Source organism: Mycobacterium sp. NGS59 (assembly GCF_059812345.1).
The window spans coordinates 515,612-535,943 of record NZ_JCALCN010000002.1; the positions used below are offsets into that span (position 1 = coordinate 515,612).

At 65.9% G+C, this 20,332-nt stretch carries 17 protein-coding genes and 2 pseudogenes; 10 read left to right on the forward strand and 9 right to left on the reverse strand.

Annotated elements, in window-relative coordinates; all coding sequences use genetic code 11:
• Positions 1–22: 22 nt before the first annotated feature.
• The 3 genes from AC5Y46_RS04985 to AC5Y46_RS04995 form a co-directional block, all read right to left on the reverse strand.
• Positions 23–796, reverse strand: a complete 774-nt coding sequence (locus AC5Y46_RS04985) for an STAS domain-containing protein (RefSeq protein WP_499990286.1) — start codon at positions 794–796, stop codon at positions 23–25.
• Positions 797–1,173: 377 nt separating this feature from the next.
• Positions 1,174–2,118, reverse strand: a complete 945-nt coding sequence (locus AC5Y46_RS04990) for a DUF4873 domain-containing protein (RefSeq protein ID WP_499945559.1) — start codon at positions 2,116–2,118, stop codon at positions 1,174–1,176.
• A 212-nt stretch (positions 2,119–2,330) separates the two neighbouring features.
• Positions 2,331–3,236, reverse strand: coding sequence for an AurF N-oxygenase family protein (locus AC5Y46_RS04995; protein ID WP_499945433.1), 906 nt, complete (start codon positions 3,234–3,236; stop codon positions 2,331–2,333).
• Positions 3,237–3,385: 149 nt separating this feature from the next.
• Here AC5Y46_RS04995 and cobF point away from each other — a divergent pair, with 149 nt between their 5' ends.
• The 5 genes and pseudogenes from cobF to AC5Y46_RS05020 form a co-directional block, all read left to right on the forward strand.
• Positions 3,386–4,141 (forward strand): precorrin-6A synthase (deacetylating), encoded by a 756-nt coding sequence (cobF, locus tag AC5Y46_RS05000; RefSeq protein WP_499990244.1) that lies wholly within the window; start codon positions 3,386–3,388, stop codon positions 4,139–4,141.
• A gap of 184 nt (positions 4,142–4,325) precedes the next feature.
• Positions 4,326–5,333 (forward strand): PE family protein, encoded by a 1,008-nt coding sequence (locus tag AC5Y46_RS05005; RefSeq protein ID WP_499990245.1) that lies wholly within the window; start codon positions 4,326–4,328, stop codon positions 5,331–5,333.
• 32 nt (positions 5,334–5,365) lie between these two features.
• A pseudogene (locus tag AC5Y46_RS05010) lies at positions 5,366–5,608 on the forward strand (DNA-formamidopyrimidine glycosylase family protein); the annotation flags it as partial.
• Between the two features lie 153 nt (positions 5,609–5,761).
• Complete coding sequence (locus AC5Y46_RS05015; protein WP_499945557.1) at positions 5,762–6,229, forward strand: zinc finger domain-containing protein; 468 nt, start codon at positions 5,762–5,764, stop codon at positions 6,227–6,229.
• Positions 6,230–6,238: 9 nt separating this feature from the next.
• Positions 6,239–6,982, forward strand: a pseudogene (locus AC5Y46_RS05020) (SDR family oxidoreductase); the annotation flags it as partial.
• 15 nt (positions 6,983–6,997) lie between these two features.
• Here the strand turns inward: AC5Y46_RS05020 and pgi are convergent.
• From pgi to AC5Y46_RS05035, 3 genes are all read right to left on the reverse strand, one after another.
• Positions 6,998–8,656, reverse strand: a complete 1,659-nt coding sequence (gene pgi / locus AC5Y46_RS05025; RefSeq protein WP_499990247.1) for a glucose-6-phosphate isomerase — start codon at positions 8,654–8,656, stop codon at positions 6,998–7,000.
• Between the two features lie 31 nt (positions 8,657–8,687).
• Positions 8,688–9,650 (reverse strand): esterase family protein, encoded by a 963-nt coding sequence (locus tag AC5Y46_RS05030; RefSeq protein WP_499990248.1) that lies wholly within the window; start codon positions 9,648–9,650, stop codon positions 8,688–8,690.
• A 62-nt stretch (positions 9,651–9,712) separates the two neighbouring features.
• Positions 9,713–10,027 carry a chorismate mutase gene (locus AC5Y46_RS05035; protein WP_499990249.1) on the reverse strand — a complete coding sequence of 105 codons (315 nt, stop codon included), beginning with the start codon at positions 10,025–10,027 and terminating at the stop codon, positions 9,713–9,715.
• A 271-nt stretch (positions 10,028–10,298) separates the two neighbouring features.
• Here AC5Y46_RS05035 and pcrA point away from each other — a divergent pair, with 271 nt between their 5' ends.
• The gene (pcrA, locus tag AC5Y46_RS05040) at positions 10,299–12,614 is read left to right on the forward strand and encodes a DNA helicase PcrA (RefSeq protein WP_499990250.1); all 2,316 of its coding nucleotides are present in this window, start codon (positions 10,299–10,301) and stop codon (positions 12,612–12,614) included.
• A 5-nt stretch (positions 12,615–12,619) separates the two neighbouring features.
• Here the strand turns inward: pcrA and AC5Y46_RS05045 are convergent, their stop codons facing one another.
• Both AC5Y46_RS05045 and AC5Y46_RS05050 read right to left on the reverse strand, forming a co-directional pair.
• Positions 12,620–13,189: a hypothetical protein gene (locus AC5Y46_RS05045; protein ID WP_499990251.1), complete on the reverse strand. Its 570-nt coding sequence runs from the start codon at positions 13,187–13,189 to the stop codon at positions 12,620–12,622.
• Positions 13,190–13,192: 3 nt separating this feature from the next.
• Positions 13,193–14,230: a M23 family metallopeptidase gene (locus tag AC5Y46_RS05050; protein ID WP_499945556.1), complete on the reverse strand. Its 1,038-nt coding sequence runs from the start codon at positions 14,228–14,230 to the stop codon at positions 13,193–13,195.
• 291 nt (positions 14,231–14,521) lie between these two features.
• On the opposite strand from AC5Y46_RS05050, the gene sucC reads away from it, so the two are divergent.
• The 3 genes from sucC (at position 14,522) to AC5Y46_RS05065 (ending at position 18,264) form a co-directional block, all read left to right on the forward strand.
• On the forward strand, positions 14,522–15,685 hold the full coding sequence (gene sucC / locus AC5Y46_RS05055) for an ADP-forming succinate--CoA ligase subunit beta (RefSeq protein ID WP_499990253.1): 1,164 nt from the start codon (positions 14,522–14,524) through the stop codon (positions 15,683–15,685).
• A gap of 17 nt (positions 15,686–15,702) precedes the next feature.
• A complete protein-coding gene (sucD, locus tag AC5Y46_RS05060) occupies positions 15,703–16,605 on the forward strand; it encodes a succinate--CoA ligase subunit alpha (protein ID WP_499945421.1) in 903 nt (300 codons plus the stop codon).
• A gap of 138 nt (positions 16,606–16,743) precedes the next feature.
• A complete protein-coding gene (locus tag AC5Y46_RS05065) occupies positions 16,744–18,264 on the forward strand; it encodes an acetyl-CoA acetyltransferase (RefSeq protein ID WP_499990254.1) in 1,521 nt (506 codons plus the stop codon).
• Positions 18,265–18,347: 83 nt separating this feature from the next.
• Here the strand turns inward: AC5Y46_RS05065 and AC5Y46_RS05070 are convergent, their stop codons facing one another.
• Positions 18,348–19,196: an LLM class F420-dependent oxidoreductase gene (locus AC5Y46_RS05070; RefSeq protein ID WP_499946590.1), complete on the reverse strand. Its 849-nt coding sequence runs from the start codon at positions 19,194–19,196 to the stop codon at positions 18,348–18,350.
• 191 nt (positions 19,197–19,387) lie between these two features.
• Here AC5Y46_RS05070 and AC5Y46_RS05075 point away from each other — a divergent pair, with 191 nt between their 5' ends.
• A complete protein-coding gene (locus tag AC5Y46_RS05075) occupies positions 19,388–20,320 on the forward strand; it encodes a DUF5336 domain-containing protein (RefSeq protein WP_499946589.1) in 933 nt (310 codons plus the stop codon).
• Positions 20,321–20,332 lie beyond the last annotated feature (12 nt).

Here is a 20,332-nt window from a genome sequence, read left to right on the forward strand (position 1 = left end):
ACACGCTGGGCGAAGCTGAATGTCAGAGCTGGTTTTCGGGTCCGATGATCGCCCAGACCGTCTTGCCCGCCGCCGTCGGGGTGCTGCTCCAGGCGCGCGACAACGCGTCGACGATGGCCAGCCCGGACACGTCGATGCCCTTGGGCGGCGACGCCAGACGCACTGCGGGCGCGTTGCTGGTGTCGGAAACCGCGATGGTCGCGGTCTGGCCGTCGCACTCGATCCTCATCACCGGTTCGCTTCCGGTGTGCTCCAGCACGTTTTCGATGAACACGTTGACCACCACCAGCGCGACGGGGATGAGTCCCGGCTTCGACCAGGTGGTCAGCCATTCGCGGACCAGCTGACGTGATTCCCGCAGGCTGGTCAGGTTGGCCGGCAGCTTGGCCTGGGCGTGCTTCAGCTTGCGGCGCCCGAGCCGCTCGACGGCCTTGATGGCCGCTTTCTCGGTCGGGTACACCGGCATGAATCGGGCGACGCCGCTGCGCGCGATCGCCTCGCGAGCCGCGCGGTTGGCGGTGACCAGCACGATCGGGACGTCCGGACGCGCGTCCATGTGCCAGCGTGCGCTGACGAAAGCCGACCAGGCGGCCTCGTCGGGGACCTGCAGCCCGCTGACGTCGACCACGACCGCGGCGGGGACGTCATGCGTGGCCTTGGTGATGTTGTCGCGCAGCTCGGCGGAGTTTTTGGCGTCGAGCACTCCCTCAGCGGACAGCAGGACTATCGATTGCTCGGTTCGGGATTCCAGCCCCAACGAATTGGAGGACTTGGCCACCGCACTCATACGAACCATCCCGGATTGCGGGACGTCTCGAGAAGGCACGCCGGTTGCATCGTGTCGTCCGATTCCATGTCCCGCTCCTCGAACCCTGCCCGGTTGTCAGCTGCTGCCGCCCTCGATGGCGGAGACGTCTATCTTCGGGCAAATCTCCCGATTTGTGAAAGTGGCGGCTTGGCGGCGGATGTCAGTGCTCCCGCGCGCACTGGATTAGGCACCGGATAGCTGTGCCACCCGGTCGTGTGATGCAACCCCACCACTGCCACGCTGAAGTCGTCGTTCCTGCTGTCGTGCCCGTCTTTGCGCACGATCTCAGTGGAACTACCCACCCCAGCGCGCGGTCAATCCCGAACGGGGCATACCCAAGCTAGACGTGTTTGAAGCAGCCGACGTCAGGCGCCGCTTCGAGCGTAGGGAGGCGCACCCACGCCGGCGACCGAATGAGTGCCCCACGGCGTTTGTTCGACGATGCGCGCGGGCGCGGTGCGATCGCCGACGCACAGCGTGACCGTCCGCGCCCGCTTCATCGAGTCGTCGGGCAGGTCGTCCAGGACGGTGCCTTGCCAGTGGTAGTTGCCGTCAAGCGGGTCGAGGTGACCGGTCAATCGGACGTGCACCGGGTAACGGGTGCCCGAAATCTCCAGAGTCGCATCGCCGTCGTAGGTGTCTTCGTAATCGGGCGCGCTGGACGACAGGTCGAACGTCTCGAACGCCCCCGTCACCGAGGGCGGCGTGGTGGGTGCGAGTTGAGCGCGCTCGTTGAAAACCTGCTGGCTGGAGCGGCGTACCTCGATACGACGGCTGCCGGTGCGCGCCATCACCGTGAGGCACTCGGCGATGTAGCGTGCCTGCGTCTCGGTGTCGGGGCCGGTGAGGAAGAAGTAGTTCGGAAATCCGTGCACGGCCATCCCGAGGAACGGTTCCATGCCGTCGTGCCAGGCCTGCTGGATGGTCTGTCCGCCGGTGCCGACCAACGGCTGACTGTCGATCGAGAACCCGGTGCCATAGATGATCGCGTCGACGGGGTGTTCGACGCCGTCGCCGGTCCGGATGGCCGCCGTCGTGATCTCCTCGATCGGCGACGTCACCACCATCGGGCCCGGTTGCGGGCGGCGGCGCCGCCAGCGCTGCGTCCACGGTGTGATGTTGGTGACAATGCGGCGCGGCGCATGTCCGAATACGGTTACCGATCCGGCTGATTCCAACAGCCGGCCCAGACGGTGGCCGGCCGAGGAGTCGGTGCCCACGACTGCTATGCGCTTGCCGGTGGGGCGGAAGTGCGGATCCCACGCCGCGGCGTGGAACGACTCCCCGGCGAAGTCGCTGCGACCGTCGATATCCGGTACCCAGGGGACGTAGCGGGTCGGGCTCGACTCGACGACCACACCCGCCCGCAGGGTTTCGTCAGCCGTGGTCTGCAGCACCCAGGTGTCGGTCTCGTCGTCGAACACCGAACGGACTACCTCGCCGTCAAACGTCGCGACGTCGGTGATTCCGGCCTGCCGCAGTTCGGCCGCCGCGCCGACTGCTCCCGCGCCGACGATCAGCGTCACAGAAACCTGCTGCGCTTCCAACCGCGGCGCGCCACCGGCCCCATCAGACCCACTTCGGTCAAAAAGGCTGCCAGCGGGGCGAATCCGGCGATCTGCACCTCGCGGCGGTGTGCGCTGTGCCGGGCGAGTTGTCGGGCCCGCTTGGCATCCAGGCCGGTGCGCGCGTACGGCACGGGATTGCTGAACAGGTAATTGAAGAAGTACCCGCCCAGCCCGTTGATGTTGGCCATGAACCATCGGTTCACGCGCGGCATCTCGGTCACCCGCTTGCGCGCGCCGTCGCGCGCGAACTGAATGTGCCGGGCCTCTTCGGTGACGTGAATCCGCATGAGGCGCTGGATGATCGGCTGCAGTTCGGGGTCGTCCATCATCTGGCGTTGCAGCGAGTCGAAGATCTCCTCACCGATCAGCGCGGCCACCCACAGCATCGACCCGCGCTGGAACGCAAGTGGCAGCAGATTGATGACGTAACGGTGAAAACGTTTCGGCCGCACCGGTTTTGCGCCGATGCGCTCGATGGCTTTTCCGAACATCACCATGTGGCGGGTTTCGTCGCCCAGTTCGGTCAGCTTGTAGTGGGTGGACCTGCTCGTCGGGTCCTCGTGCAGGATGGTCCGCAGCAATGACTGATTGAGCATGTTCTCGAACCAGATCCCGGCCGAGAGCGTGTTCACCAATTCCTGCCGGGACAGCTCGATCTGCTGGGCACGGGTCATCTGGTCCCACATCGGGGTGCCGTACAACGAGACCAGCCTCGGGGGCAGGAAGAACTTGTCCGGATCCAACGGGGCGTCCCAGTCGATGTCGACGACGGGTTCGTAGGACTTCTTGACCGAGCCCTTGAGCAGGCGCTCGGAGAACTCTTCCCGACTGGGTCCACTTGGTCGTACCGCAGTGGTCATCGCTGTGTCCCTTCATGTGCCTTGCCAGGGCCTGGGTTTCGACGTTAGGAAGATCACACTCGATAGTCAATACCCAGGGTACTGGGTACCGGCGGTCTCGGCTAGACGGCGCGCGGTCTCGATGAGGTTCTCGATTAGGTTGAGGCCCTATGAGCCGGCACATTCACGTCATCGGCATCGGTGCTGGTGACCCGGACTATGTGACCGTGCAGGCGATCGACGCACTCAACGACACCGACGTGTTCTTCGCGATGGACAAAGGCGAGGCCAAGAGCGACCTCGTCGAGCTGCGCCGGAAGATCTGCGCGCGGTTCATCCGCAAGCCCGGATACCGATTCGTCCAGTTGCCCGACCCGCGGCGCGCCTCGGGCACCGACTACCGGCAGGCCGTCTCGGACTGGCACGCGTCCCGCGCCCGTCTCTGGGCGACGGCCATCGAAACGGAACTGGAACCTGACGGCGTCGGAGCCTTTCTGGCCTGGGGCGACCCGTCGCTCTACGACAGCACGCTGCGCATCCTGGACCGGGTCGCGGACGAGGTCGAGATCAGCTACGACGTCATCCCGGGCATCACCGCAGTTCAGGCACTGACCGCGCGTCACCGCATCCCGCTCAATGACGTGGGCGAACCGGTACTGGTCACCACCGGACGGAAGTTGGATGCGCACGGTCTCGCCGGCTCGGCCGTCGTGATGCTCGATGCCGACTGCTCTTTTCAGGCATGCGCGCCGTCCACGCGGATCTGGTGGGGCGCCTACCTCGGGACCGCCGACGAGTTGTTGGTGGCCGGGACGGTCGGGGAGGTCGGAGCGCGCATCGTCGAAATGCGTGCGCAGGCCCGCGCTCAGCACGGCTGGATCATGGACACATATCTGCTGCGCTCGTCCGGCGAATGCGAAGGCTGACGGCGCTCAATGGGCGTATTCGTCGGCATATGCGCCGCAATTTGGGACGTGTCCGTCATAGCTTGGGATTTGCGCAACCGGGATTTCGAGAACGCGTGCTCCCGGCACCGTACGTCGGGTTAACATTCATTTGGCGTGCTATACACGTGCTGAATGCGAGCTCGCAGTCGGGAGAGGTCGTCGAATGTCGTTTGTGTTTGCTACGCCGGATTGGGTCGCTGCCGCGGCCACCGATCTGGCCAGCATCGGTTCGTCGATCAATGCTGCTAGTTCGGCTGCGGCCGCCCCCACGGAAGCGGTGCTGGCTGCGGGAGCCGACGACATTTCGGCCGCGATCGCCGCGCTGTTCAGTTCACACGCCCAGGCATATCAGGTTCTCAGTCAACAGGCCGCACTATTCCACCAGCAGTTCGTCCAATTGATGAGCGGTGGTGCGACCCAGTACGCCTCCGCGGAAGCGCTCAACGCGACAATGCAGGAAGCCGCGTCGGGTATCAGTGCGCCACTTCAAGCGCTGGCCGGGGGTGCCCCCGCCGGCGGGTCCGCCGCTCCGGTTGCGGGCAACAGTGACGAGCAGGTCCTGCTGACCACCAACGGCGGAACCTACGTCCAGATCGGTACCGGCGCCAACGCCGCTGCGGCCGGTGCAGGGGTGCACGGGGCGGCGAGTCCGAACGGGGCCGCGGGGACCGGTGGCGTCAGCTCGAATCCGGGCGGATTCCTCCCCGGTGCCGGGACAGGGGTCAGCGCACCGACTGCGCCACCTCCCGTGACTGCGCTCCCCGTCGCTGCCGCGGTGGACGGCCCCGTTGCCGGAGTGGACGGAAACGCCGCCGGTCTCGGTGGAGTCGGTCCCGTGGTCTTCGGTCCGGGTCAGACCGGGGTAGCGGGCGGCCCTGCGCTCGGCGGGGCGCAAACCGGTGCGAGCGCTGCGCCGGCCGCGAGCAGTCACAGTGAGCAAGTCGACAACGACGGTCACACCGGGCTGCGCGGCAACAGTGGGTGGTTGTACGGCGACCATGCGCTCGGTTCGAATACCGCGCTGTTCGGCGACGGTGGCGCCGGGGGCAGCGCGGCGTTGGGCGCGAATGGCCAGGTCCCCTTGGCTACCGGTGAGGGAAGCTTCTTCGCCGGGAATGCAGATCTCGGAAACTCGGCCGGCGTTGTCGACGGAACTCGTCAACAGGCCTGACGCTCCGTAGCCACAACCGGCAGACTGGACGGGTGCCCGAACTCCCCGAGATCGAAGCGCTGGTCGACCATCTGCGCCGGCACGCCGTCGGCTTGCCGGTAGGCCGCGTCGACGTCGCCGCGTTGTCGGTGCTCAAGACCTTCGACCCGCCGATCAATGCGCTGCACGACCAGACCGTTGTCGGCGCTTCCCGGTGGGGCAAGTACCTGGGCCTGCAAGCCGGCGACTTGTGGCTGATCACCCACCTGTCCCGGGCGGGATGGTTGCGGTGGTCGGACAAGCTGGCCGCGGCGCCGCTGCGCCCGGGCAAGGGTCCGATCGCGTTGCGTGTGCACCTCGGAACTCCGGGCGAAGCACCGGGGTTCGACCTGACCGAAGCCGGCACCCAGAAACGTCTGGCCGTGTGGCTGGTCGGCGATCCCGAGCAGGTGCCGCAGATCGCCGCCCTGGGGCCGGACGCGCTCGAACTGGGGCCCGAGGACCTGGCCCGCGTGTTGGCCGGCAACACCGGCCGGATCAAGACCGTCATCACCGACCAGAAGATCATCGCGGGTATCGGCAACGCCTATAGCGACGAAATACTGCACGTCGCGCGCATCTCGCCGTTCGCCACGGCGGCGAAACTGAGCGACGAACAAGTCGTCGTCCTGCACGACGCGATGATCTCCGTCCTGACCGACGCGGTGAGCCGATCCGTCGGCCAGGGCGCAGCAACCCTCAAGGGTGAGAAGCGCTCCGGGCTGCGGGTACATGCCCGTACCGGGTTGCCATGTCCGGTCTGCGGTGACACGGTGCGCGAAGTGTCGTTCGCGGACAAATCGTTTCAGTACTGCGCGACCTGCCAGACCGGCGGCAAAGTACTGGCCGATCGGCGCATGTCAAGGCTGCTCAAGTAGTCTGCCCCGGTGACTCGCCAGAAAATCTTGATTACCGGGGCCAGTTCCGGTCTGGGCGCCGGGATGGCCCGGGCTTTCGCCGCCAAAGGCCGTGATCTGGCGCTGTGCGCCCGCCGCACCGACCGGCTGGAAGAACTCAAAGCCGAACTGTTGCAACAGCATCCGTCGATCAAGATCGCGGTGGCGGCGCTGGACGTCAACGACCACGATCAGATCCCGAAGGTGTTCGCCGAACTCGGCGACGAGCTGGGTGGCATCGACCGGGTGATCGTCAACGCCGGTGTCGGCAAGGGCGCGAAGCTGGGGTCGGGCAAGGTGTGGGCGAACAAGGCGACGCTGGAGACCAATCTGGTTGCGGCGCTGGTGCAGATCGAGACCGCGCTGGAAATGTTCATCGGCTCCGGCTCGGGGCACCTGGTGCTGATCTCCTCGGTGCTCGGCAACAGAGGCGTACCGGGTGTCAAGGCTGCTTACTGTGCGAGCAAGGCGGGGCTGACCTCGCTGGGCGAGTCGCTGCGCGCGGAGTACCACAAGGGGCCGATCAAAGTCACCGTGATCGAGCCGGGCTACATCGAGTCGGAGATGACGGCCAAATCCAACAGCACAATGCTGATGGTGGACAACGAAACCGGCGTCCGGGCGCTCGTCGACGCGATCGAACGCGAACCCGGCCGCGCCGCGGTGCCGCGGTGGCCGTGGGCGCCGCTGGTGCAGCTGATGCGGGTGTTGCCGCCGCCGATGACCAAGCGGTTCGTCTGCTCGCGCAAGTTAAGACGCGCGGCCTCGTTCGCTGCGGTAGCGGCGCACCAGCGCGTCGGTCGAGCTGTCCGACTGCTTCTCCGGTGCATCGTTGCTGGTGATCACCGGCAGCAGGGCCTTGGCCTGCGTCTTGCCCAGTTCCACACCCCACTGGTCGAACGAGTCGATACCCCACACCACACCCTCGGTGAACACCTGGTGCTCGTAGAGCGCGATCAGCTGGCCGAGTGCCGAAGGCGTCAGGCGGTTTGCCAGGATCGACGTCGACGGACGGTTGCCGGGCATCACCTTGTGCGGCACTACGTCGTCCGGCGTTCCTTCCTCGGCGATCTCCTCGGCGGTCTTGCCGAACGCCAGCACTTGCGTCTGAGCGAAGAAGTTGCTCATCAAGAGGTCGTGCATGCTGCCGTCGCCCTCAGCGGTCGGCAGGTCGTCGAGGGGTTGACTGAACCCGATGAAGTCGGCCGGGACCAGCCGGGTGCCCTGGTGCAGCAGTTGGTAAAAGGCGTGCTGGCCGTTGGTTCCCGGCTCGCCCCAATAGATTTCGCCGGTATCCGTGGTGACGGGGGAACCGTCGGCGCGGGTCGACTTACCGTTGGACTCCATGGTCAGCTGCTGCAGGTAGGCCGCGAACCGGGCCAGATCGTTGGAATAGGGCAGCACCGCGCGGGATTGGGCACCGAAGAAGTTGGAGTACCACAGGCCGATCAGGCCGAGCAGCGCAGGCGCATTGGACTGCAGGGGGGCGGTCCGGAAGTGTTCGTCGACGATGTGGAACCCGGACAGGAAGTCCGCGAACGCTTCTCGGCCGATCACCGCCATGACCGAAAGTCCGATTGCCGAGTCCACCGAATAGCGTCCGCCGACCCAGTCCCAGAACCCGAACATGTTGTCGGTGTTGATACCGAAGTCGTCGACCAGCTTCTTGTTGGTGGACACGGCGACGAAATGCCTTGCCACAGCGTCGTCGCCGAGCGCCTCGGTGAGCCAGCGGCGCGCCGCGGTTGCGTTGGTCAGGGTCTCCAATGTCGAAAACGTCTTGGAGGCGACAATGAAAAGTGTTGTGGCAGGGTCTAAGTCAGCCAATGTTGCGACCAGGTCGGCCGGATCTACGTTGGAGACGAAGCGTGCCGCGATGCCCCCGTCGGCGTAGTGACGCAGCGCCTGACAGGCCATTACCGGTCCCAGGTCCGAGCCCCCGATGCCGATGTTGACCACGGTCTTGATCCGCTCGCCGGTGGCGCCTTTCCAGTCGCCGCTGCGCAGCTTGTCGGTGAAATCGCCCATGGCGTCGAGCACCTCGTAGACGTCCCTCACGACGTTCTGGTCCTCGACGATCAGGTCGGCATCGCGGGGCAGCCGCAGCGCGGTGTGCAGCACGGCGCGGTCTTCAGAGGTATTGATACGGGAGCCGGCGAACATCGCGTCGCGGCGCTCTTCCAGCTTCGCCGTCCGCGCCAGGTCGACCAGCAGCTGCACCGTCTCGCGGGTGATGCGATGTTTGCTGTAGTCGATGTAGAGGTCGCCGACGGTGAGGGTGAGTTCGCGGCCGCGGTCCGGATCGTCGTCGAAGAGTTGCCGTAGGTGGGTTTCTCCGATCTGATCATGGTGCTTGAGCAGGGCGTCCCAGGCCGGGGTGGCGGTGATGTCTGATGGCTCGGAGGTCATAGTTCGACCCTAATGCGGCATCGGGGACGAGTCAGGGTGGATGCGGACTGCCGAGCACTTGTTGCAGATCGGGCAACATCGCCTGCAGTTGTTGACCCCAGTACGACCAGGTATGCGTGCCGTTGGCGGGAAAATTGAACAACCCGTTGTGGCCGCCCTTGAGTTGGTAGCGGGCCTGGAACACCTTGTTGCTGATGCGGGTAGCGCTTTCCAGCAGACTGGCATCCAGCTTGGTGCCCAGATCGTGATCGTCGCCGTTGCCGGTATAGATCCAGATCCGGGTGTTGTTGGCGACGAGTTTGGCGGCATTGACCGTGGGGTCGTGGTCGGCCCAGGCCGGGTCGCCCGGCGGGCCCCACATCGCCTCGGAGCGGAAACCTCCGGCGCCCAACTGCACGGCGCTGAGCAGGGCAGGCCAGTTCCCGGCGGACAGGTTGAGGAAGCCCGACATCGAAGCCGCATAGACGAAATGTTGCGGGTGGTCGGCGGCCAGGATCAGCGCCGCCGAGCCGCTCATCGACGCACCCACCACCGCGTTGCCCGTCTGACTGACGCCCTTGTTCGTCGCCAACCAAAGCGGCAGCTCCTGGGTCAGGAAGGTTTCCCACTTGTAGGTCTGCGTTCCGTTGCCGCCCACGGCCGGGCGATACCAGTCGGAATAGAAGCTCGCCGTTCCGCCGGTCGGCATCACCACCGACAGGCCGGACTGGGTGAACCATTCGAACACCGGCAGATGAATATCCCAGCCGTTGAAGTCGTCACGGGCCCGCATCCCGTCGAGCAAATAGACCGCGTGCATGCCGCCGCCCTGATATTCCACCTTGATCTGGCGGTTCATCGACGCCGACGGGACCATCAGGTATTCGATCGGCTGGCCCTGCCTCGACCACGCGGACGAGGTCGCCGAGCTGCAGCCCAAGGCAAGCAGGGTCACGACCGACAGCAAGATCAGCCGGCGCACGGGCGAAAACCCAATCGTTATTGCCGTGACCATTTCCGGCGAAATTTACTCCGGCAAACGCGCGATTCGTCGAATGTAACGGCGGGAGTAACCGTTTAGTGGCCGAGTCGTCCCCGGCCCAGACGCAAAAGCAACATCGCCAGATCTTTCCCGTCGGGACCCAGCTCGCTGTAGCGCTCGATGACTTTCATTTCGCGGTTGTGCACCAGCCGGGTGCCTCCGGACGCCATGCGGGCCCGTCCGATCGCTTGGGACACTTCGGCGCGCCGCTTCACGGCCGCGAGGATCTCGGCGTCGAGCCGGTCGATCTCTTCGCGCAATTGGTCGATATCGAGCTGCTGGGTATCGAGGGTCTCGGTGTTCATCTTTGCTATCTCCGCATTTTCGTGAGGTGGGGGTTCTGGTCTCATCCGGTTTGGGCCTCACACAAGAGACGAGCCCCGAATCCGGAAGCGGACCACGGGGCTCTGCGATAGCAGCTAGACCACGGGCACCGCTGGGGGGTACCCATAGAAAAATCGGGGCTGCACGTTGAGCACGACCCGAGTGTGCCACCAAGGGCCACACGCGCGCAAAAATATGCACGAAAAATGCCTGGTCTGTCGAATGAGTCAAGCCCGAACGGACATACGCGGCCTGATTCTGCGAGGTGTCGGCGGGCGGCGGTAAGTTTGGACCGACATGAGTGTGCACGCAACTGAGGCAAGATCCGAAGCCGAACAACTCCTCGACGGACTCAATCCGCAACAGCGCCAGGCTGTCGTCCACCAGGGCTCGCCGCTGCTGATCGTCGCGGGCGCCGGTTCGGGCAAGACTGCGGTGCTGACCCGGCGCATCGCCTATCTGATCGCCGAGCGGGGCGTCGGGGTGGGTCAGATCCTGGCCATCACCTTCACCAACAAGGCCGCCGCGGAAATGCGCGAACGTGTGGTCAATCTGGTCGGCAACCGGGCGCGATACATGTGGGTGTCGACCTTTCACTCGTCGTGCGTACGCATCCTGCGCAACCAGGCTTCGCTGATCAAAGGTCTCAACTCCAACTTCTCCATCTACGACGCCGACGACTCCCGCCGGCTGCTGCAGATGATCGGCCGCGACATGGGCCTGGACATCAAGCGCTACTCGCCCCGGTTGCTCGCCAACGCCATCTCCAACCTGAAGAACGAACTGATCGACCCGGAGCAGGCGGTGTCCGATCTGACCGACGAGTCCGACGACCTGGCGCGCACCGTCGCCTCGGTCTTCGGGGAATACCAACGCCGGTTGCGGGCGGCCAACGCACTGGATTTCGACGACCTGATCGGCGAGACCGTCAACGTGCTCCAGACCTTTCCCGAGATCGCGCAGTACTACCGGCGGCGGTTCCGGCACGTCCTGGTCGACGAGTACCAGGACACCAACCACGCGCAGTACGTGTTGGTGCGGGAATTGGTGGGCCGCGACACCCAGGACGGTGTCCCGCCTGGTGAACTGTGCGTTGTCGGCGACGCCGACCAGTCGATCTATGCGTTCCGCGGCGCCACCATCCGCAACATCGAGGACTTCGAACGCGACTACCCGGACGCGACAACCATTCTGCTGGAACAGAATTACCGCTCCACGCAGAACATCCTGTCGGCGGCCAACTCGGTGATCGCGTGCAACTCGGGACGCCGCGAGAAACGGTTGTGGACCGACGCCGGCGAGGGCGAACTGATCGTCGGCTACGTCGCCGACAACGAACACGACGAGGCCAGGTTCGTCGCCGACGAGATCGACGCGCTCGCCGACCGCGGTGAGATCACCTACAACGACGTCGCGGTCTTCTACCGCACCAACAACTCGTCACGGTCGCTGGAAGAGGTCTTCATCCGCGCCGGGATTCCGTACAAAGTCGTTGGGGGAGTGCGCTTTTACGAACGCAAGGAGATCCGCGACATCGTCGCCTATCTGCGGGTGCTGGACAACCCGGGTGACGCGGTCAGCATGCGGCGCATTCTCAACACGCCCAGGCGTGGCATCGGCGACCGCGCCGAGGCGTGTGTGGCGGTGTACGCCGAGAACACCGGCAGCAGCTTCGCCGACGCGTTGCAGGCCGCGGCGCAGGGCAAGGTGCCGATGCTCAACACGCGCGCCGAGAAGTGCATCGCCGGTTTCGTCGAACTCCTCGACGAGTTGCGGGGGCATCTGGACGACGACCTCGGCGACCTCGTCGAAGCGGTCCTGGACCGCACCGGCTACCGCCGCGAGCTGGAGTCGTCAACCGACCCGCAGGAATTGGCGAGGCTGGACAACCTCAACGAACTCGTCAGCGTCGCACACGAATTCAGCATCGATCAGGCGAACGCGGCGGCGCTGGCAGCCGAGACCGACCCCGACGACGAGGACGTGCCCGACACCGGTGCCCTGGCGGCGTTCCTCGAGCGCGTGTCCTTGGTGGCCGACACCGACGAGATCCCTGAGCACGGCTCCGGTGTGGTCACGTTGATGACGCTGCACACCGCCAAGGGTCTGGAGTTCCCGGTGGTGTTCGTGACCGGTTGGGAGGACGGCATGTTCCCGCACATGCGGGCGCTGGACGACCCGAGAGAGCTTTCCGAGGAGCGGCGGCTGGCCTACGTCGGCATCACCCGTGCCCGGCAGCGGTTGTATGTGAGCAGGGCCATCGTCCGCTCGTCGTGGGGACAGCCGATGCTGAACCCGGAATCCCGCTTCCTGCGCGAGATTCCACAGCAGCTCCTCGACTGGCGGCGCACCGCGCCCAAGGCTTCGTTCAGCGCGCCGGTCAGCGGCGCGGGCCGGTTCGGGACCCCACGAAGCGCCCCGACCCGATCAGGTGCGAGTAAGCGGCCGCTGATCGTGCTCGAACCCGGCGATCGGGTGACGCACGACAAGTATGGGCTGGGCCGCGTGGAAGAGGTCTCCGGTGCGGGTGAGTCGGCGATGTCGCTGATCGACTTCGGCAGTGCCGGGCGGGTGAAGCTGATGCACAACCACGCTCCGATCAGCAAGCTTTAGCCCTGCTACTCCACCCAGCGTCTGGTCTGGGGCAGCATCGCCAGCACCCCGCCCGCGACCGGCAACAGCGGCAGCAGATGCACCAGCCCAGCCACCTTTGCGCCCGCGATGAACACACCGAGATAGGTCAGCAGCGCGACCACCGCCCCGGCCACCACGAGATAACGGCCCACCGGACGGCGTAGCAGCAGCATGATCACCCCGGACACGGTGGTGATCGCGAAGACCAGGGCCAGGAAGCCGACCGCGACGCAGAACAACCGGTCGGACCGCCACCAGCCGGCGATCAGTTCGGTAGCGACGACAGACGTGGCCCAGCCGCTGACGATGCTGACGGCGCTGGCTGCCACGGCCGTCCGGGGTGACGGCTCAGCGGCCAGTACCCGGGGCAGGGCCGGAAACACGTTGGCACGCGCCGCATCTGAGGATGGTGCGCGCCGGATTATCTGCGTGGTCTGCGCCGAAGCCGGTATCGACGGAAGCGGGCCGGTCGGTGCGCGCCGGATGATCCGCGTTCGTGGTTCGTCGGAAGACTCGGGGGTCTCGGGCGTAGCCGGATCGTTCGGCTCGGTCACCGGTCAGCCGGCGTAGTTGCCGACGGACAATCCGCGCTTGGCCAGCCACGGCACCGGGTCGATCCGCTCCGAGCCGCCGAGGAGAACCTCGAAGTGCAGATGGGGTCCAGTGGAAAAGCCCCGGTTTCCCATCGTCGCGATCTGGTCGCCGGCCATCACTCGCTCCCCGACGCTGACCAGCGTGGTGTTGACGTGGCCGTACAGCGTGACGGTGCCGTCGGCGTGCTGCAGCTTGACCCACATGCCGTAGCCGGCGGTCGGCCCGGCATCGATGACCACGCCGTCGGACACCGCGTAGATCGGGGTGCCGATCGAATTGGCGAGGTCGATGCCGGCGTGCAGCACACCCCAGCGGTAGCCGAAGTTCGACGTGAAGATTCCCTTGGTCGGCATGACGTACAGCGGCTGCTGCAACCGCGCCTCGCGCTGCGCGCGCTCCTGCGCGAAGGCCACGCCGCGGGCGAATTCTTCGTTGTGGACCGTGACGTTGCCCGGTTGGGCGGCGATGACCTGCGCTCCTCGCGGCGCGTTGGCGCCGGGGGACCCACCGGACATCGTCGACGCGTTGGCGGTCAGCACCGTCTCGATCTTGGGTGTGTCGGACTGGTTGAGCGCGGTGTGTGTCGCAGCGGCGGCCGCGCCGGCGGCCATTGCGCCGATCAGCAGACGCCCCTTGGCGGCGGTGGTCGGCTGCTTGCGGTGACTTCCCCCTCGGCGGGGCACCGGGATGACATCGGTGACCTCGACGGCCTTGGGTTCGACGACTACCCGGGTGAGCACCTCGGTGGCCGGCGCGGCCAGCCACAGCGGGGTCAGATCGTCGGTGTCGTTCAGGTCGTCGAGTTCGGGGGCCTGCAGCAGCTGCTCGTCGATGTCGAACTCGGAATCCCCGAAGTCGAGGTCGTCGAGATCGGCGAGTTCCATGTCGTCGAGTTCATCAAAGCCATCTAACGGGATGATCTCGGTGACTTCGTTGCGGTGATGATGCAGCCACCGGTCCCGGGGTGCTCGGACTGCTACTGCGCTGGCAGAGCGGGCGATTCGGTGCTGGGACAAAGCTGGAATGTCCTCGGTTCGTAACCATAACGTTATCTGGACCCTGAGACGGTATCCGCAAACGGGTGAGGGTGGCAACCTCGGTATGGAAACTGGCTGATTTTGTGACTTGTATCACGGTTTGAGCCAGATCGAGGTTCGGTGACCTGCGCCACAGCGGTGGATGCGGCGGCAAAGTGCAATTCGGGTGCCGATACAGTTCCTCGGGGCGAGGTACCGAAACGGGACGCCGCCCCACTGGACTAGTAACTAAGCCGAGCAAAGGCAGTGACGCCCATGGATCTGTTCGAGTATCAAGCCAAGGAATTGTTCCTCAAGCACGGAGTGCCCGGTACGCAGGGCCGCGTGACCGACACCGCCGAAGGTGCGCGTGCCATCGCCGAGGAAGTCGGCAAGCCCGTCATGGTCAAGGCACAGGTCAAGACCGGGGGACGCGGCAAGGCCGGCGGCGTGAAGTACGCAGCCAACCCGGAGGAGGCCTACGAGCACGCCAAGAACATCCTGGGCCTGGACATCAAGGGCCACATCGTGAAGAAACTGCTGGTCGCCGAGGCCAGCGACATCGCCGAGGAGTACTACCTGTCCTTCCTGCTGGACCGGGCGAACCGCAGCTACCTGGCGATGTGCTCGGTCGAGGGTGGCATGGAGATCGAAGAGGTCGCCGCGACCAAACCCGACCGGCTCGCCAAGGTTGCGGTGGACGCGGTCAAGGGCGTCGATCGGGACTTCGCGCGCTCCATCGCCGAGCAGGGTCACCTGCCCGCCGAGGTGCTCGACGCCGCCGCCGTCACGATCGAGAAGTTGTGGGGGGTGTTCGTCGGCGAGGATGCGACGTTGGTCGAGGTCAACCCGCTGGTGCGTACGCCGGACGACAAGATCCTGGCGCTGGACGGCAAGGTGACGCTGGATGCCAACGCCGACTTCCGTCAGCCCGGCCACGCCGAATTCGAGGACCGCGCAGCCACCGACCCGCTGGAACTCAAGGCCAAGGAACACGACCTCAACTACGTCAAGCTCAGCGGTGAGGTCGGGATCATCGGCAACGGCGCCGGGCTGGTGATGTCGACCCTGGACGTCGTCGCCTACGCCGGGGAGAAGCACGGCGGCGTCAAGCCGGCCAACTTCCTGGACATCGGCGGCGGCGCCTCGGCCGAGGTGATGGCGGCCGGACTGGACGTGATCCTGGGCGACCCGGAAGTCAAGAGCGTGTTCGTCAACGTCTTCGGCGGCATCACCGCGTGCGACGCGGTCGCCACCGGGATCGTCAAGGCGCTGGAAATCCTCGGCGACGAGGCCAACAAGCCGCTGGTGGTGCGGTTGGACGGCAACAACGTCGAGGAAGGCCGCCGCATCCTGGCCGAAGCCAACCATCCGCTGGTCATCCAGGCCGAGACGATGGACGCCGGTGCCGATAAAGCCGCCCAGCTCGCGAACGCCTGACAAAGAGAGATAACCCAATGGCTATTTTCCTGACCTCCGAAAACAAGGTCATCGTCCAGGGCATCACCGGGGCCGAGGCCACCACGCACACCGCACGGATGCTCAAGGCCGGCACCCAGATCGTCGGCGGCGTCAACGCCCGCAAGGCCGGCACCACGGTTTCGCACAAGGACGCCGACGACAAGGACATCGAGCTGCCGGTGTTCGGCACCGTCGTCGAGGCGATCGAGAAGACCGGCGCGGACGTCTCGATCATCTTCGTGCCGCCGAAGTTCGCCAAGGACGCGATGATCGAGGCCATCGACGCCGAGATCCCGCTGCTGGTGGTCATCACCGAGGGAATCCCGGTGCAGGACAGCGCGTATGCGTGGGCCTATAACGTCGAAAAGGGCAAGAAGACCCGCATCATCGGACCGAACTGCCCGGGCATCATCAGCCCCGGACAGTCGCTGGTCGGCATCACCCCGGCCAACATCACCGGGCCCGGTCCGGTCGGGTTGGTGTCGAAGTCGGGCACCCTGACCTACCAGATGATGTATGAGCTGCGCGATTTCGGGTTCACCACCTCGATCGGCATCGGCGGTGACCCGGTGATCGGCACCACGCACATCGACGCTATCGAGGCGTTCGAGAAGGACCCCGACACCAAGCTGATCGTGATGATCGGCGAGATCGGTGGTGACGCCGAGGAGCGGGCGGCCGACTTCATCAAGGCCAACGTGACCAAGCCGGTCGTCGGCTATGTCGCGGGATTCACCGCGCCCGAAGGCAAGACCATGGGCCACGCGGGTGCGATCGTGTCCGGCTCGTCGGGCACGGCGGCTGCCAAGAAGGAAGCGCTGGAGGCGGCCGGTGTGAAGGTCGGCAAGACGCCGTCGGAGACGGCGGCGCTGGCGCGAGAAATTCTGCAGTCGCTCTAACGCTTCCCCGGCCAGCAGACGCAGAATCGCACGTTTCGGTCCCGAAACGTGCGATTCTGCGTCTGCTCGCGGAACCGAGCCGGGCCACTCTGTACCCCCCGCCGAGCGGCGATGCGCGGTGGGGTATTTAGTTGAACTATGAATATTGATCCGCGGACGCCCGTCGTCGTCGGCGTCGGACAGGCGGCCGAGCGCATCGACGACCCCGGTTACCGGGCCATGTCACCGGTCGAGTTGGCCGCCGCCGCCGCGCAATCCGCCCTCGACGACTGCGCTGCCGCGGCTGTGGCAGCCGAGATCGACACCATCGCGGCGCTGCGGCAATTCGAGATATCCGGGCCGATGGCCGACGCCCCGTTGGGCCGGTCCAACAACTACCCGCGGTCGGTGGCCAAGCGCATCGGTGCCGAGCCTCGCCGCGCGATCCTGGAGATCGTCGGTGGGCAAGGCCCGCAGCATCTGATCACCGAGCTGGCCGGGGAGATCGCCGCCGGTCGTTCCGAGGTGGCGTTGATGTTCGGCTCGGATGCGACCTCGACCCTGCGCCACTTCGCCAAGGCCGACGAGAAGCCCGACTTCAGCGAGACGGTCGAGGGTGACCTGGAGGATCGCGGAGCCGGCATCGAGAAACTGATTTCCCGCTACACCGTCATCCACGGTCTGGTGGACGCGCCGACTCAGTATGCGCTGATGGAGAACGCCCGACGGGCGACGACCGGGCTGGGGCCGGCCGAATACCTGCGCCGGATGGCCGAGTTGTTTGCGCCGTTCAGCAAGGTCGCCGCCGGTAATCCCTACGCGGCCGCGCCGGTGGAGCGCACTGTCGAGGAACTGATCACCGTCACCGACAGCAACCGGATGATCGCCGAGCCGTATCCGCGGCTGCTGGTCGCCCGCGATCAGGTGAACCAGGGTGCGGCGGTCTTGTTGATGTCGGTGGGGACGGCCCGGCGGCTTGGTGTTCCCGAAGACAAGTGGGTGTATCTGCGCGGGCATGCCGACTTGGAAGAGCAGGCGCTACTGGAGCGACCGGAGTTGGGTCGTTATCCAGCGGCGGTCATGGCGGCACGGGAGGCGCTGGATGTGGCCGGGATCGGTGTCGACGACGTCGCCACCTTCGATCTGTACAGCTGCTTCCCGGTGCCGGTGTTCAACTTCTGCGACGGAATGGGCGTGGCTCGCGACGACCCGCGCGGTCTGACGCTGACCGGCGGGCTGCCGTTCTTCGGCGGCGCCGGCAACAACTACTCGACGCATGGCGTCGCCGAGACGGTAGCCCGGATGCGAAGCGCGCCAGGGCAGTTCGGCCTCGTCGGTGCCAACGGCGGCATCCAGAGCAAGTACTCGGTCGGGGTGTACTCGACGTCGCCCGGACCGTGGCGACCGGACCGCAGTGCGCAGTTGCAGGCCGAGATCGCCGGACGGCCCACCGTGGCGGTCACCGAGAACGCCGACGGCCGCGGCACCGTCGAGACCTACACCGTGCGTCGCGACAACGGGCGTCCGACCGGGATCATCATCGGGCGCCTTGAAGACGACAGCCGCTTCCTGGCGACCACCGAGGACGACGAGTTGATCTCCCTGTTGATTGACGGCGACCCGCTGGGGCAACAGGTCCAGGTGCGGTCGTTCGACTACGGCAACCGCTGCACCCTCTAGCCCGAGCAGGCACTCTCTAGGGCGAGCAGACGCAAAAGCCCCTCATTTCGGCACGAAATGGGGGCTTTTGCGTCTGCTCGGCATCAGACGAACGAGGCGAGCTTGCCGGCCAACCGCTCCACATACGCGGCGACCTTGTCCTCATCGCTGTCGGGCATTCCGAACAGCACCTCGGTGACGCCGAGTTCGGCCCAGCGCGCCAGCTTCTCCGCATCCGGCTTGAAGTCCAGCGCCACGATCTGCGGGGCGCCGTCCCGGCCGGCCGCGGCCCAGGTGTCCTGCAGCAATTTCACCGGCTCGTCGATGTCGAAGTCGCGCGGCGTGGTGATCCAACCGTCCGCACTGCGCGCGATCCATTTGAAGTTCTTCTCGTTGCCGGCGGCGCCCACCAGCACCGGAATGTGCGCCTGCACCGGCTTGGGCCAGGCCCAGCTCGGCCCGAACTTCACGAACTCGCCGTCGTATTCGGCCTCCTCCTGAGTCCACAGGGCGCGCATCGCCTCCAGGTATTCGCGCAACATGGTGCGACGGCGGCCGGGCGGTACGTTGTGGTCGGCCAGCTCGTCGGTGTTCCAGCCGAAACCGACGCCGAGGCTCACCCGTCCCCCCGACAAGTGGTCCAGCGTGGCAATGCTTTTGGCCAGCGTGATCGGGTCATGTTCGACCGGCAGCGCCACCGCGGTGGACAAGCGGACCCGCGACGTTACCGCGGACGCCGCCCCCAAGCTCACCCACGGATCCAGCGTGCGCATGTAGCGGTCGTCGGGCAGGGTCTCGTCACCCGTGGTCGGGTGGGCAGCTTCGCGCTTGATCGGAATGTGAGTGTGTTCTGGCACGTAGAACGTGCGAAACCCGTGATCGTCGGCAAGTTTGGCGGCTGCCGCCGGGGCAATACCGCGGTCGCTGGTGAACAGAACGAGGCCGTAGTCCATGCCCCAATTTAGAACGTGTTCTACTTTTGCCCGCGGGCGGCCCCCGTCCGCACCGGTAAGTGGACGGGCGCGCTGGTCAGCGGCCAAGGGCATTTGCCATCCAACGTGCGCTAGCGTGGTTGGTCGATGGCGTCGCAAACAGCAGCGTGGCAGTGGCGCCGCCCCGGCACCGGAAGCAACAGGAGGAGTCCATGACCTTTTCGCCCGGTAGTCCCGGCTATCAACCCGCGCAACAGGCCGGTTCGTACAGCGGCGGCACGCCGGCCGCCACACCCGCCCAAGCCGACCCCGCAGCCCCCCACGAAAGCAAGCTCGGGCAGTACTTGGCACTCGCGGTGGTGGCCCTAGGTCTGTTGGCCTACTTCTTCAGCTTCGGGCCGATGTTCCCCCATGGCTCAGAACCCGGTAGTTCCGGTGGCGAAGTGTCCTACAACGTCGCGGCGGTGGCGGCGATCACCGCAGCCGTCCTGGCCGCACTACTGGCCGGGGTTAGTCTGCTCCCCAAGGTCGCCGGCTACGTGACGACCTCGGGGGTGCTCTCGGTACTCGGCGTGCTGCTGATCATCTTCGCCATCTTCAACAAACCCGACTCGTCTTCGGCCGGCTGGGCGCTGTGGATTGTTCTGGTGCTGATCGTGTTTCAAGCGGTCGCGGCCGTCGGAGCGTTGCTGCTCGATGCCGGAGTCATCACCGCCCCGACGCCGCGCCCCAAGTACGACCCGTTCAGCGGGTACGGCCAGTACGGTCAATACGGTCAATACGGCGGGCAGCCCGGCGGGTACTACGGTCAGCCAGGTGCACAGCAGTCCGCGCCCAACCCGGTTCAGGCGCAGCAGCCGCCCGGGTACGGCTCGCAGCAGTTCGGCAACTACTCGTCGAGCCCGAATCCCCAATCCGGCGGATTCCCTGCGCAGCCGACACAGGTCGTCTCCCAGCCGCAGCATCAGCCGCCGGCGAGCCACACTCCGCCCACCGGATTCCCCAGCTTCAGCCCGCCCCCGCCGGTCAGCGCCGGCTCGGGTTCGCAGGCTGGGTCGGCGCCGGTCAACTACGGCAACCAATCCGGTGGACAACAGTCGTACGGCCAGGATCAGCAATCGTCGCCTGGTTCGGCTCCGGTCTAACCGTGCGCTGTC

Bases quoted from the DNA above. Each gene is read 5' to 3' on its own strand.
- pgi (WP_499990247.1), bottom strand. From the start codon at position 8,656: ATGACCTCCGAGCCATCAGACATCACCGCCACCCCGGCCTGGGACGCC.
- sucC (WP_499990253.1), top strand. From the start codon at position 14,522: ATGGATCTGTTCGAGTATCAAGCCAAGGAATTGTTCCTCAAGCACGGA.
- AC5Y46_RS05070 (WP_499946590.1), bottom strand. From the start codon at position 19,196: ATGGACTACGGCCTCGTTCTGTTCACCAGCGACCGCGGTATTGCCCCG.
- AC5Y46_RS05030 (WP_499990248.1), bottom strand. From the start codon at position 9,650: ATGGTCACGGCAATAACGATTGGGTTTTCGCCCGTGCGCCGGCTGATC.
- sucD (WP_499945421.1), top strand. From the start codon at position 15,703: ATGGCTATTTTCCTGACCTCCGAAAACAAGGTCATCGTCCAGGGCATC.
- AC5Y46_RS05075 (WP_499946589.1), top strand. From the start codon at position 19,388: ATGACCTTTTCGCCCGGTAGTCCCGGCTATCAACCCGCGCAACAGGCC.
- cobF (WP_499990244.1), top strand. From the start codon at position 3,386: ATGAGCCGGCACATTCACGTCATCGGCATCGGTGCTGGTGACCCGGAC.
- pcrA (WP_499990250.1), top strand. From the start codon at position 10,299: ATGAGTGTGCACGCAACTGAGGCAAGATCCGAAGCCGAACAACTCCTC.
- AC5Y46_RS05005 (WP_499990245.1), top strand. From the start codon at position 4,326: ATGTCGTTTGTGTTTGCTACGCCGGATTGGGTCGCTGCCGCGGCCACC.
- AC5Y46_RS04985 (WP_499990286.1), bottom strand. From the start codon at position 796: ATGGTTCGTATGAGTGCGGTGGCCAAGTCCTCCAATTCGTTGGGGCTG.
- AC5Y46_RS05065 (WP_499990254.1), top strand. From the start codon at position 16,744: ATGAATATTGATCCGCGGACGCCCGTCGTCGTCGGCGTCGGACAGGCG.
- AC5Y46_RS05035 (WP_499990249.1), bottom strand. From the start codon at position 10,027: ATGAGACCAGAACCCCCACCTCACGAAAATGCGGAGATAGCAAAGATG.
- AC5Y46_RS04995 (WP_499945433.1), bottom strand. From the start codon at position 3,236: ATGACCACTGCGGTACGACCAAGTGGACCCAGTCGGGAAGAGTTCTCC.